The sequence below is a fragment of the Arthrobacter sp. Y3223151 genome, assembly GCF_059091125.1.
The window spans coordinates 448,205-460,303 of record NZ_JBNHGI010000001.1 but is presented as its reverse complement, the minus strand read 5'-3'; the positions used below and the strand labels follow the sequence as shown (position 1 = coordinate 460,303).

The window sequence follows — 12,099 nt, the reverse complement described above, 5'->3', positions numbered from 1 at the left end:
GGCGTGAAGACGGCAAGGACAGGGCCGCCCTTCTTCGCCGGGTTGGCCCTTGTCCTGGCCATGAATGCGGGGTGCGCTGCACCCTCCGCTACCGGGTCGCTGCCGCCCTCCGCACCCTCGAGCGCCGCCGTCGAGCAGGCTCCCCGCGCGGCCCAAGGGGCTGAATCGGGGCACAAGCCGGAGCAAGCTGCCAGAAACACGGCCGCTCCCCAAACCGCCGTTCCCGCTACAGGCGGCGATTCCCTCGTGTTGGAGAAAGCCAGGCCTTCAGCTGTGAGCATTCCCCGGATTGGTCTTCGCAGCGACATCATCGGTCTCGCACAGCGGGAGGATCGGACCTTGGAGGTGCCGCCCGAAGAGGCCGGTTCCCCGGCCGGGTGGTACATCAATTCCCCGACGCCGGGGGAGAAGGGGCCCTCGATCCTCCTGGGCCACGTCAACGCCCTGGGCGGGGGGCCGGGCGTTTTCGCCAGGCTGCAGGAACTGGTCCCCGGAGACGAAGTCAGGGTCGAGCGTGAGGACGGCACGACCGCGGTCTTCCGGCTGACGGTGATCGAACGCTATGCCAAGGACAACTTCCCGGCCCTGCAGGTGTACGGGAATACCAGGCAGGCAGAGATTCGGCTGATCACCTGCGACGGGTACAACCCGCAAAACGGCAAGTTCGAAGACAACCTTGTTGCCTACGGAAAACTCACCGCCGCCACCGGAGGGGCGGGGGACAAGGGGTGAACGTGCTGACCGCGCAGTGCGCCGCCAATGCGGGGCGAAATTACGCGCTCCGCGTTGCTGGCCCACCGGAATCAAGGTAGCGCCGGGCAAGGGCGCTGGTGAGCTTTCCGGCGGCGGTGAGGACGAGCAGGGTGGCGCCTGTCCTGCGGAGCGCAGTTTTTCTTCTTCCGTGCCAGCCGCCTCCCGTTGCTGGATTCGGGTGCGAGGGCTGAGGTGCGTAGAGGTTTCCCGCGGTCGTGGGCGCCGGCTCACTGCGCGAAAGATGTGTCCTGTTGACCTGGGCTGCCATGGCGCCTTCGATCAAGCGCGGGGTGAGCCTGTGCTGCAAGGCCATGACCCGTCCGAGTGGCCCGACGACGGCTTCGGCGCGGGGGGAGACCGCCAATACGGTGATGGCTTTGGCAACCCGTTCCGCCGTGTACACAGGCGGCATGGCCAGCGCCTTGCGGCCGGTGTAGTTACCGGCGTGCTGGAAGAACGGGGTATCGATGGTCGCCGGCAGAAGCGTGCAGACCCTAAGGTTTTTCCTGCCGGTGAGCCGCAGTTCCGAGCGCAGGCTAACACCCAGGGCGCGGATGGCGGCCTTGGACATCGAATAGGCGGAGGTGTAGGGCTGGGCAATTTCCCCCACGACGGAGGAAACGTTGATGACCACGCCCGCTCCCTGCTGCTGCATCTGCGCCAGCGCGGCCCGGCACCCGTGCACGTAGCCCATCACGTTGACGTCGATGAGGCGCCGGAAGTCCTCGACAGGTGCCTTCAGGAATGGAGCGAAGAAGCTTACCGCGGCGTTGTTGATCCAGACGTCGATCCTGCCGAAGCGTGCTACCGCGCGGTCGGCGAGTTCCTGCACGGCGGCGGCGTCGCTGACATCGGTCGGCACTGCCAGTGCTTGCGCCCCGCGACGTTCACATTCCGCGGCGAGCGTTTCCAATGCCTGTGCCCGGCGGGCCGCGAGCACGACGCGGGCGCCCTTCCGGGCGAAACGGAGGGCAGTGGCGCGGCCTATTCCGCTTGACGCACCGGTGATCACAACGACTGAATCCTTGATGCGCATCGATGTCTCCTCGATGGTGGGCCGGGTGCCCGATCGGGGCAGCCTTGTGGTGCTCAACCTGTTTTTATAAGCAGGCTTACTGTTCGGTAAACGCTAGCCATGGTTTTCGCGGTCCGCAAGGGAGGCCTTGATTGCCGGGACTTTCAATGTGGCCATCTGCCCGCCAACGATGCCAAGCCCTTTCTGTGGAACCATCTGATGCATTACTGCACCGGTGCCAGCCTTGGTGCTTTGAGGGGAGTGTGGGCCATCACGGGCATTTGCGGACTGCATGCCAACCTGTGGCACACCGTGATGCGACTGGGCTTTGACCAAACAATTGAGAACGCCACCGGTGGCCGGTTCCCCACCAATCACCTGGACGGCCGAGGAGAAAGCAGTGGACATCCTCCACAAAACAATATTCTCGATGGTGACCGGAATGGCGGCCGACCGAATGCTGCCCCCGAGGTTAGCCTCCGGCCGCGGGCGCAGCAGTCACTAATTGTCCCGTCCTGAAACTGTTGCCCTAAACGTATTCCGCCCATACCCTGAGCTCAACGACAGGAGTTAGGTATGGAATTCGCCATCATCGTTGCGATCCTTTGTGCGGCGTGTATCGCTTGGGTGGTCTTGGGTGCCCGCGCCGACCGCCGGCCAGTAAAGGGTGCCCGGGCTCCCGTTAGCACGGATGCGGCCAGCACGGGAGCGTTTGGAGCCACTGCCTACGGAGGGGATGCCGGAGGCGGCGGTGGCGGCGACTGCGGCTGACAGGAGAAAAGAAGCCCGGACCGCCGTCGGTCCGGGCTTTTCCTGTGGTGACGGTCAGTGCTGACAACCCCTTCTGATGGTTGCCAGTCCTGCGAAGGGAGCGGATGTCCATGGCTTCGGATATCAACTTAATCCCGTCTGGCGCTGTGGCCGGGGCATTAGCCCTCGGACGGACATGGAATGTTTTCATGGCCGCATAGCAGCGTGGACCGACCCGTCTAGTCGCCGCGTCCGGCTTCAGTGCTGATGCATAACCGGTTGCCTTGGGCATCGGTGGCCACTACCCACATGGGTGCATGTTCATCATCGAGTGTGGCACCAATGCTTACCAGGGCATCCAGAGTCGAGGTGCTCTCGCTGAAGGGGACAGTGACGTCCAGGTGGAAACGATTTGCACTGGGACTCTGAGACTCCTGAAACCAGATGGCCGGACCCCTGCCGTAGGGATCTATCAGGCTTCCGTCTTCGTGCATCTTGTAGCCCAGTGCAGTTCGCCAGACTTCCGAAATGGCTTCCGGGGCATCTGTGTCTATGGCTATCTCCACTGTGCGCAAGAGTCCCGGGAGGGGCGTGGCGCTGTGGGCGTGGGCCTGCTTCGATATCGAGCGGGCCAGCGTTACGTCGCGCTCCGTCACCCTGTCTCCGGCATCGTGCGAAGTTAGCGTGATGAACAAAGTGTCGAACCGCCAGTCCACGTCAGGGTGGTGGTCGGATTCCTGCGCCAGCCCGCCAATGGTGGAAAGCAGGTCCAAGGCAGCTGCGGATGATTCACATCGAAATGCGGTCCGCAAGGCACCCAGACCGTAGCGCCATTCCGGCAACTGGAGCAGATTTGCTTGGATTTGCTCCTGGTTCAGAACATCTCTTGCTTGCATAACTTTCCCCTCCACGTTTCGAGTAGGGCTTGAGTCTTCCAAAGTATCTGGAATGCCCGGGGGCGCACTCTCCGGATTCGGGCTGGTTCCGATTTTGAGTTCGGTCACCGGGAATGCTATGTGTAACGATATCCGGAGCCGTAGTTATGGTGATTCACGCCAAGATGAACCCGGCTATTCCCAATGAGTGACCGGGTTCAGCTTGTTGCTGATGAGGCATGTGGGTCTTGATTCGGTTCTGAAGGCTATGTGGGTTACCCGCCATGGGCCAGGGCGTCGTTGACGAGTTTGATGAGTTCGTCCTGTGCTTCTTCCTCGATGTCGAGTCCGATTTTCACTGCGGTGGCCGCGAGCGGTCCTTGCGCTCCGGCTACAGACATGACCTGCTGGCTTTGCCCGTTCGGCAACTTCTGGGTGGTGATGGAGCCGAGGGACTGCTCACCGTCTGTGGTCACGTCCAGTGGGGTGATCTTGCTGCTGATTTTCTGTCCTTCCGCTTCGATTTCGAAGTCGGCGCACTGCTGCATGGATTTTTGTGCTTGTTCGAACTGGTCGGCGACGACTTGCGGGTCTTTGACGGCGACGAGGGTGATGACGGTCTGGGACTTTTCTTCGGCCGATTGGCTGGCTCCAGCGGCGTAGGTGCTGCCGTCGGGTATTTGGGTCTGTTCGGTCGCGAACATGGAACAGGCTTCAGGGGTGATGGTCGCGTTGGCCAGCAATTCCTTCGCGGCCACGAGTCCCTGATCGATTTGGGCCGCCGGAATGATTGAAAGTTGTTGGCCCTGCGCGTCTTCCAGACCCGCGATCACTTCCTTGAGGTCGTCGTTGGTGTATGTTTTGGCCGCCGAGGTGGCCTGCGGCGATTGGGCGGTAGGGGAGGCGGCCGGCTCGGCGGTCCCTTCTGGCGCTGCTTCACCTCCGCAGGCTGTGAGCATCAGCATTGTGGACAGGAGCACTGCGTGAACCCCGGTTGTGCGCGCCATTCTTAACGTCTCCCTCGGTTCGCCGGTCACCGGCCGTGGACATGCCGGCATGATGCGCGGCATAGGGCGTATCCTTCGCTGGTCCTCTTGTAAAAAGCTTGTTCCAGCATCCACCCCGGTTGTGCGGAGGCACCGCGCGACCAACCAGCGCGCCGAAGTTGGCGATGCCGTGGACGTGGCTTCTCCGCCGGGCCCGGGTTGGTGCAGTCTTTGCGATGTCGCCACCAGTCCGCCGTAGTGCTCTCGGCGGGCCCGACGGCGCGGTGGATCTATGGATGTCCTCGTCTCAACCTTCGGATTTGCCGGAGGGATCCTACCCCTGGTCATCGTGTTCGGCCGGCATGTCGTCTGCCAGTGCCGAGGAGGGATCGGGCAGGGTTTGGGCGTTGTAGTCGACGACCTGCCACCCGCGGTCCGGGTGCTTTTCAAGCACCGTCCAGGCGCAGTTTGCCATGCCGGCAAACATCTCGCGCATGTGGGCCGGCGCGTCGAAGAAGGCCAACAGCCCGCTTCGGAGGGCGGCCCCGTGTCCCACCAGGACGCCCGTGCCGCTTTGGCCCAGTTCTGCGGCGGCGTCCTGCATGACCGACTTCATCCGCCCGTTCACTTCGGAGGGCAGCTCGGCCCCGGGAACCCGGTAGTTCTCCTCACGGAAGAAGCTCTCATAGATGCTCGGATGCTGTTCCCGGAACTCCGCAAAGGTCGTGCCTTGCCTGATGCCCACATGGTACTCGCGCAGCCGCTTGTCCAGCACCGGTTCCAGCCCGGTTAACGCGGCCAGCTCTGCAGCAGTGTGGCGGGCGCGTTCCAGGTCGCTGGACCAGATGAAATCGGGTTGGAACGTTGCCAGCAGCCGGGCAGCCTGCTTGGCCTGGACACGGCCGGTCGCATTGAGCGGGATGTCGGCATGGCCCTGGGCCTTTTCCAACACGTTCCAGTCGGTTTGGCCGTGCCGCCACAGCACCAGGCGGGGCCGATGGACGCGGCCGCCCGCGGGGACCTGCTGCTGCATCAATTCTCCTCACTGCTGCCGCCTGCCGCGGCCTTGCGCAGACGTTTCCGAGCCGCCCGCACCGGTATCGCCCCCCTTTCCTGGGGACGGCCGCCCCTGCCAATCTCGCGGAAACTATTCACAGGGCAGGATCCGGACCGTAGGCTTCGACTTGATCCTACCGACAGCCGGCCTTGGGGGATGAACCGGCGCTCGATGAGAGGAAGCCGGAATGCGGGCAGACGTTCTGGAGTGGTTCTCCGCCAAAAATTATCAAGGCAAAAGCTTCGACCGGCACGAACTCGTGAAACGCAAGGCCGGCCAGCTGATCAGCGTGGTACTTCCGGCCAAGAACGAGTCGGCGACGGTCGGGTCGATCGTGACCGCTTTGCGCACTGAACTTATGGAGGCGGTACCGCTATTGGACGAGATCATCGTGATCGACTCCAACTCCACGGACGACACCTCCGCCGTCGCCGCGGCCGCCGGCGCGAAAGTAGCCCACCAGGACCTGATTCTGCCCGGCACCGGATGCACTCCGGGCAAGGGCGAAGCCTTGTGGAAATCCCTGGCCGTCGCCAGCGGCGACCTTCTGGTGTTCATGGACTCGGACCTGCGCCGGTTCGATGCGCAGTTCGCCGTCGGATTGATCGGCCCCCTGCTGACCGATCCCCGGACCCACTTCGTCAAGAGCTACTATGACCGGCCGCTCGACGACGGGGTCAGGATCATGCCCGCGGGCGGAGGCCGGGTCACGGAACTGGTGGCACGCCCGCTGCTGAACCTGTTCTGGCCCGAACTGGCCGGGATCGTCCAACCGCTGGCCGGCGAATACGCCGGCCGGCGCAGCCTGCTCGAACGCATCCCCTTCGTCTCCGGCTACGGGGTGGAAACCGGCATGCTGATTGACGTGTTGGAAGCCGTGGGCCTGGACGGGATGGCCCAGGTGGACCTTGGCGAGCGCTGCCACCGCAACTCCACGGACGCCGAGCTGGCCCGGATGGCCCTGCAGATCCAGCTCACCCTGCAGGCCCGGCTGCACCGCCGTGGCCTGGCCCCGGCCGCCCCTCCCGCCGTCGAGCTGACTCAGTTCATGCGCGAGGGGGAGGACTACGTCGGGCAGAGCTGCACCGTGGAATTGTCCGAACGTCCGGCGATGCTGGACGTGGGCCAGTACCGGCTCGCCACCGGGCACGTGGCCTGAGCCGTGCGGATCCTCATCAACGCCGGCCCCTGGTTGCCTGTTCCGCCCCGCGGGTACGGGGGCATCGAAACGGTGATCGCCACCCTGATTCCGGAGCTGCGCCGCGCCGGCGCGCATGTCACCCTCGCCACGGTGGGTCCGAGCACCATCGAGGCCGACGCCTACCTGTGCCCCCTCGACGAACCCCAGTTCCCCTCGATCGCCCTGCCCTACAACCAGGTCTCGGGCATCGCCCACGCGCACATGCAGGGCGTTGTCCAGGCCATGCACGACGGCGGCGCCTGGGACCTGGTGCACGACCACCTGGAGGTGGTGGGACCGGCGGTGTTCGCCGCCATGGGACCGGCTGCGCCGCCGGTGCTGCAGACCCTGCACTGGGACCTGGCCAAGCACCGCGCGTTCTATTCTTCCTTCAACGGCCGCGGCCGCATCCGGTTCGCGGCGGTCTCGCAGTCCCAGCTGGAGCGCGCACCAAAAGCGCTGCAGCGCCAGACGATCGGCGTCGTCCCGCTGGCCGCTCCGCCCGCCCTGGACGTCCACGCGGAGAAAGCCGGGCATGCCCTGGTGCTGGCCCGCATTACCCGCGACAAGGGGCAGGACGCCGCGCTCAGGATCTGCCGCCTGGCGGGCCTGCCGCTGGTACTCGCCGGCCCCGTCGCCGGAATCAACGACCCGGCCGAGCTGGACCGCCGGCTGGCCGAAGGGGACCCCCACCTGGCCTCCCATCCGGATGCCAGATACTTCCGGGAAGAGGTCCGGCCGCTGCTCGACGGCGGCCGGTACCGCTGGATCGGCGGGGTCGAAGGCGAAGCCAAGGAGCACGTCCTGCGCTCGGCCCGGGTGCTGCTGGCCCCCAACCGGTGGGCCGAACCCGGAGCCACCGGGGTGGTGGAAGCCCTCTCCCGCGGCATCCCCGTGGTGGGGACACCGCTGGGAGTGTTGCCCTCGCTGGTGGACCACGGCCGCACCGGCTTCCTCGCCGCCGACGAGCAGGAAATGGCCCGGTTCCTGCAGGAACTGGACGGTATCCGCCCGCAGGACTGCATCGACGCGGCAGCGGCATGGACACCCGAGGCGATGGCTGCCAGTTACCTGCGCCTGTACGACCAACTCCTCCAGGAGGCCAGATGAGCGTGAAAGTAGCCCTGATCGGAGCCGGCGCCGTCGGGCGCCGGCACGTCGGCGTCCTGCAGCAACTCGGCGCCCGCATCACCAGCGTCACCGACGCGCATGCGGCAGCGGCCGAGAAGCTGGGGCGGGAAGTGGACGCCCCCGCCTTCACCAATCCCGAGACGGCCCTCGACCAGACGGAAGCGGACGCCGTCTACGTGTGCGTTCCGCCGTTCGCGCACGGGCCGGGCGAACGGGCCGCGCTTTCCAGGCGACTGCCGCTGTTCGTGGAAAAGCCGGTCGGCCTGGGCCGGGAAACCGCGGAGGAAATTGGAGCGCTCGTGGAAGCGGCCGGCGTGGTCACCGGCACCGGCTACCACTGGCGCTGCATGGACGCCGTCGGACATGCCCGCGGCCTGCTCGAGGAGGCCCCGGCCCTGCTGGCCAACGGCTACTGGCTGGACAAACGGCCGCCGGTCCCCTGGTGGGGGCGCATGGACCGCTCCGGCGGTCAGGTGGTCGAGCAGCTCACCCACGTCCTGGACACCGCCCGCTTCCTGCTCGGCGAAGCCGTCGAGGTGTACGCCGCCGGGGTCCGCGGCACGGAGACCGGGCATCCGCCGGACGACGGATCAGGGCCGGAGCCGGACGACGTCGACGACGCCACCGCGGCCACCGTCCGCTTTGCCACCGGGACCGTGGCCACGCTGGCCGCGACCTCGGTGCTGGCCGCCAAGCACCGCGCGGCCCTGCACATCGTGAGTCGAGGCCTCTACCTTGAGCTGTCCGAGGCCGGCCTGAGCAGTTTCGACGGCACGTCGCGCACGGACCTGGGCTGTGCCGAGGACCCGCGCATCGCCGTCGACCGGGAATTCATCGAAGCAGTCCGCGGCGAACGGGAAAGCACCCGCACACCCTATGCCGAGGCCCTGCGCAGCCACCGGCTCGGCTGTGCCATTGCCGAATCGGCACGAACCGGGCTGCCGGTGAAGCTGCCGGAAGAGCGGCCGGCCACGGCAGGGGCAGCGCCATGAGGAAGCGGCGCAACCTCGTCATTCCTGCGGCAGGAGCCCTGGAGATCGTCGAGGAGCGGCTGCCCGACGTCCCCGACGGCGGGCTCCTGCTCGAAACCCTCGTCACCGGCCTGTCCGCCGGCACGGAACTGGCCTTCGTCAAGGGCGACCACCCCGCGCTGCGGTCCCGCCTGGATCACGAGCTCGGCCTGTTCCTGCAGGACTCAGCCGAGGCCGCCTATCCGATCCGCCGGCTGGGCTACATGGAGGTCGCCCGGGTCGCCGAATCCCGCACTCCGGCCTTCGCCGAGGGGGACATCCTCGCCACGGCTTATGGCCACGCCACCGCGCATGTGGCCGACCCGTTGCGCGAGCATCTGGTGCCGCTGCCCGACGACCTTGATCCGCTGCTGGGCGTCTTCGTCGCACACTTCGGGCCCATCTGCGCCAACGGCCTGCTGCACGCGGCGGCAGATGAAACCGGCGGCCTGGTCCGCGCGTTGGGTGACGGGGTGGACGGCCGGTTGGTGCTCGTCACCGGCGCCGGCCCCATCGGGCTGGTCACCGCCCTGTTCGCCCGGTCTCTCGGCGCGCGCGAAGTCGCCGTTGCGGACTCCGACGCCCGCCGTCGGCAGTTGGCCGAAGAGCTGGGCTTCCTGGCCCTCGACCTGAATGACGACCCCGGCAAAATCCTGAAAACACGATGGCGCCATGGTCCCGGGGACCGGGGCGCCGACGTCGTCTTTCAATGCCGGGGTCGCCCCGAGGCGCTCCACGCCGCCCTCCGCGCGGCACGCCCGCAGGGCAGCATCATCGACCTGGCCTTCTACACCAGCGGAGCCGACGCCGTGCGGCTGGGCGAGGAATTCCACCACAACGGGCTCAACCTGCGCTGCGCGCAGATCGGCAGGGTGCCGCGCGGCCTCACGGCACAATGGGACCGGGCGCGGCTCTCGGCCGAAACCATCAAGCTGCTCGGCACCCACGGTGACACGATCCGCAAGCACCTAATCTCCGACGTCGTACCCTACGAAGACGCGCCGCTGCTGATGCACGACGTCTCCCGCCGCCGACGGCACGTCCTGACCGCCGTCTTCGCCGTAGCCCCGGCGTTCCTGTGAGCACGGCTGTCAGGCACCCGCGGGACTAGCGCAAGCGGCATTGAATCACCACACGACGTCCTCGCCGAAGGTGTCCAGCCGGAAGCCCTGCTGTGGCCGTTCGTCGACGATCTCGAAGGCGAGGGTCTCGGTGTGTTGGTTGCCGTAGCGGTCGGTCCAGGCCACCTCGGCCAGGTGCATGCCGTTCTCGAGGTCGGCCGACAGCGGGATGCGCCACAGGTGCGGGGACCCATCGGCGAGGTTGCCTTCCACCGGGCGCGGTGCGGAGGGTCCGTAGACCTGGCCGTTGTACAGGTGCAGGCCCTGGGCCTCCCGGTTCCCCGAGGTCGACTGGTAGGACATCCGGGCGCTGGTGAGCTGGCGGATCAGCGCGGACGGGTCGGACCACTCGACGCCGCGCCGGACCTCTTCACCCGCCGCGGGCTGGGTGATCTCCGCGGTGACGGGTTCGGAGCCGTCAATCGAGACGGTGACGGTGGAGTCGGTGGTGCCGGCCCAGACGTTGGCGGTCAGGTAGGTGCCCCCGTCCAGGTCGTCGCGGGTAATCATGTTCTGGTCCCCGAGATCGCCCAGGGTCAGCGGGGGCACCGCGTCCTTGTGCTTGTTCTCCCAGGTGACGGGGTGTTCGTCGCGCCAGTCGATCAGGGTCTGCGCCCAGTGGCGGTAGTGCGGGGAGCTCAGGCCCAGGCCCATCTGGTCGCCGTCCCGGCCGGTGGCATGGAAGGCGTGCCGGTAGTCCGTGCCGGAGAAGTCGAAGGTCCAGAAGCCCGGCAGCGCGCCGTCGCCCTGGAAGCTCATCGGCTGGCCGTCGACGTCGTAGTCCCCGGCGTACCAGTCTCCCGACACGGCGCCGGCGACGATGTGGTCGAACGGCACCGCCTTCACTCCAACGGCCTCCTCCCACGCCCCGAGGGAATCTCCCTCGGCCATCGACTCGACCCAGTGCGAATGACCGGACAGGGACAACGCCTCGCGTCCTTCGAGGAGTTCGTAGAGTGTGCGGACGTCGTCGGTCTGGTGCTGGGCGCTGTCGGCGCCGGAGTGGGATACCAGCGGGATGTGCGTGGCGACCACGACGCGCTTGTCCTTGGGCACGGTGGCCAGATCCTTCTTAATCCAGGCCAGGGTGTCTTCCCCGAGGCGACCGTTGTACGCCGGGGCGCCGGCCGGGTCCTCGCAGGCCGGCCGCTTGCCGTCGGCGTTGTCGTTCTCGGGTGTGCACGGGTATTTCACGTTGTTCAGCGCCAGCACGTGTACCTCGCCGACATCGTAGGAGTAGTTCTCCGGTCCCCAGTGCTGCCGGTAGGTATCGAACGACCACCGGGCGTCCGTGGCGTCGAAGTCCAGGTCGTGGTTGCCGGGGATCGCGCGCACGGGCATGCCCATCAGACCCAGGGCCTCCTTCGCCCGGTCGTACATGCCCAGGTCATCGCCGGCGATGTCGCCCAGCAACAGGGCGCCGCAGTCGGCGGCATCATAGGCCGCTGCTTCGCGCAGGGCGCCGTTGCGTGCATGCGAGATCTCCTGGTTGGAGTAGGCCTGCGGATCGGCCAGCACCAGGCACCGTATGTCCTCGCCGGCCGAGGAGGGATTCTTGGTCAGCGGAAAGTTAACCGCGGCGGGCAGTTCCCCGGTGGGCTCCAGGCCGCCGAAGCGCAGCTCCTGCTCCGCGGTGCCGTTGGGGGCGTGGGTGTAGGAGAACTGCGCGATGTTGTTCTCATCGACCGGGGTGTCCCAGCCGGCGGGCTTGGTGACGAAGAAGGTGTCCTTGTCCCGGGCCGGCAGCTCGTAGCGGCCCTCCGCATCGGTCTGGACCACCTCGCGGCCGTTGGACACCGTCACCCCCGGGACGCCCTTCTCGCCCTTATCCCGGACCGAGTTCTGGTTGGCGTCATCGAAGACCACACCGTCCAGGACATCCCCTCCGGTCTCGCCCTCGGTGACGACGTCGGGACCGCCGACGTACGTCGTGGGGTCCACCCCGTCATCGACGGGCTTGTCTCCGCGGTGACCCTTGGCGGGGGCATGGGCCGGCGGGTTGCCCTCCGCGCCGGAGTGCTTCGGCGGATCCGCCGAAGCGATCTGCACGCCGAAGAACGCCAGCGGTGCCAGCAGGGCCAGGGCGGTGCCGCCCGTCAGGGCACGACGACGCCGGGAGACAGGGGAAGACATACAGATTCCTTTCGCCAGGTGATTGCTGTTGGAAGCAATCCCTCAAGCTAGGACTTCCGTATGACTGACCGGTCCCTGTTCCGCCACG

11 protein-coding genes are annotated in these 12,099 nt (G+C 66.7%); 5 read left to right on the top strand and 6 right to left on the bottom strand.

What is annotated here, in order from left to right:
* Nucleotides 1–273: 273 nt before the first annotated feature.
* Nucleotides 274–732 (top strand): sortase domain-containing protein, encoded by a 459-nt coding sequence (locus tag AC5RUP_RS02230; RefSeq protein ID WP_494153069.1) that lies wholly within the window; start codon nt 274–276, stop codon nt 730–732.
* Between the two features lie 40 nt (nt 733–772).
* Here the strand turns inward: AC5RUP_RS02230 and AC5RUP_RS02225 are convergent, their stop codons facing one another.
* The 5 genes from AC5RUP_RS02225 to AC5RUP_RS02205 all read right to left on the bottom strand — a co-directional run bounded on the left by AC5RUP_RS02225 (nt 773) and on the right by AC5RUP_RS02205 (nt 5,412).
* Complete coding sequence (locus tag AC5RUP_RS02225; protein ID WP_494153070.1) at nt 773–1,846, bottom strand: SDR family oxidoreductase; 1,074 nt, start codon at nt 1,844–1,846, stop codon at nt 773–775.
* Between the two features lie 36 nt (nt 1,847–1,882).
* Entirely contained in the window at nt 1,883–2,176 is a 294-nt protein-coding gene (locus tag AC5RUP_RS02220) for a hypothetical protein (RefSeq protein WP_494158236.1), read from the bottom strand.
* A 581-nt stretch (nt 2,177–2,757) separates the two neighbouring features.
* Nucleotides 2,758–3,522 carry a 4a-hydroxytetrahydrobiopterin dehydratase gene (locus AC5RUP_RS02215; RefSeq protein WP_494139117.1) on the bottom strand — a complete coding sequence of 255 codons (765 nt, stop codon included), beginning with the start codon at nt 3,520–3,522 and terminating at the stop codon, nt 2,758–2,760.
* A 146-nt stretch (nt 3,523–3,668) separates the two neighbouring features.
* A complete protein-coding gene (locus AC5RUP_RS02210) occupies nt 3,669–4,400 on the bottom strand; it encodes a hypothetical protein (RefSeq protein ID WP_494139116.1) in 732 nt (243 codons plus the stop codon).
* Nucleotides 4,401–4,713: 313 nt separating this feature from the next.
* Nucleotides 4,714–5,412 (bottom strand): histidine phosphatase family protein, encoded by a 699-nt coding sequence (locus AC5RUP_RS02205; protein ID WP_494153071.1) that lies wholly within the window; start codon nt 5,410–5,412, stop codon nt 4,714–4,716.
* A gap of 211 nt (nt 5,413–5,623) precedes the next feature.
* On the opposite strand from AC5RUP_RS02205, the gene AC5RUP_RS02200 reads away from it, so the two are divergent.
* From AC5RUP_RS02200 to AC5RUP_RS02185, 4 genes are read left to right on the top strand one after another with little or no spacing between them, the layout of a single operon-like run.
* Complete coding sequence (locus AC5RUP_RS02200; RefSeq protein ID WP_494153072.1) at nt 5,624–6,595, top strand: glucosyl-3-phosphoglycerate synthase; 972 nt, start codon at nt 5,624–5,626, stop codon at nt 6,593–6,595.
* Between the two features lie 3 nt (nt 6,596–6,598).
* Nucleotides 6,599–7,726: a glycosyltransferase gene (locus AC5RUP_RS02195; protein ID WP_494153073.1), complete on the top strand. Its 1,128-nt coding sequence runs from the start codon at nt 6,599–6,601 to the stop codon at nt 7,724–7,726.
* Nucleotides 7,723–8,739, top strand: coding sequence for a Gfo/Idh/MocA family protein (locus AC5RUP_RS02190; RefSeq protein WP_494153074.1), 1,017 nt, complete (start codon nt 7,723–7,725; stop codon nt 8,737–8,739). The genes AC5RUP_RS02195 and AC5RUP_RS02190 overlap by 4 nt, the downstream gene beginning before the upstream one ends.
* Nucleotides 8,736–9,839 carry a zinc-binding dehydrogenase gene (locus AC5RUP_RS02185; protein WP_494153075.1) on the top strand — a complete coding sequence of 368 codons (1,104 nt, stop codon included), beginning with the start codon at nt 8,736–8,738 and terminating at the stop codon, nt 9,837–9,839. The genes AC5RUP_RS02190 and AC5RUP_RS02185 overlap by 4 nt, the downstream gene beginning before the upstream one ends.
* 45 nt (nt 9,840–9,884) lie before the next feature.
* Here AC5RUP_RS02185 and AC5RUP_RS02180 read toward each other — a convergent pair whose 3' ends face one another.
* On the bottom strand, nt 9,885–12,011 hold the full coding sequence (locus tag AC5RUP_RS02180; RefSeq protein ID WP_494153076.1) for a calcineurin-like phosphoesterase C-terminal domain-containing protein: 2,127 nt from the start codon (nt 12,009–12,011) through the stop codon (nt 9,885–9,887).
* Nucleotides 12,012–12,099 lie beyond the last annotated feature (88 nt).

What these genes read in the sequence shown, in the direction of transcription:
- AC5RUP_RS02200 (WP_494153072.1), top strand. Translation starts at nt 5,624, where the DNA reads ATGCGGGCAGACGTTCTGGAGTGGTTCTCCGCCAAAAATTATCAAGGC.
- AC5RUP_RS02205 (WP_494153071.1), bottom strand. Translation starts at nt 5,412, where the DNA reads ATGCAGCAGCAGGTCCCCGCGGGCGGCCGCGTCCATCGGCCCCGCCTG.
- AC5RUP_RS02190 (WP_494153074.1), top strand. Translation starts at nt 7,723, where the DNA reads ATGAGCGTGAAAGTAGCCCTGATCGGAGCCGGCGCCGTCGGGCGCCGG.
- AC5RUP_RS02210 (WP_494139116.1), bottom strand. Translation starts at nt 4,400, where the DNA reads ATGGCGCGCACAACCGGGGTTCACGCAGTGCTCCTGTCCACAATGCTG.
- AC5RUP_RS02180 (WP_494153076.1), bottom strand. Translation starts at nt 12,011, where the DNA reads ATGTCTTCCCCTGTCTCCCGGCGTCGTCGTGCCCTGACGGGCGGCACC.
- AC5RUP_RS02220 (WP_494158236.1), bottom strand. Translation starts at nt 2,176, where the DNA reads ATGTCCACTGCTTTCTCCTCGGCCGTCCAGGTGATTGGTGGGGAACCG.
- AC5RUP_RS02185 (WP_494153075.1), top strand. Translation starts at nt 8,736, where the DNA reads ATGAGGAAGCGGCGCAACCTCGTCATTCCTGCGGCAGGAGCCCTGGAG.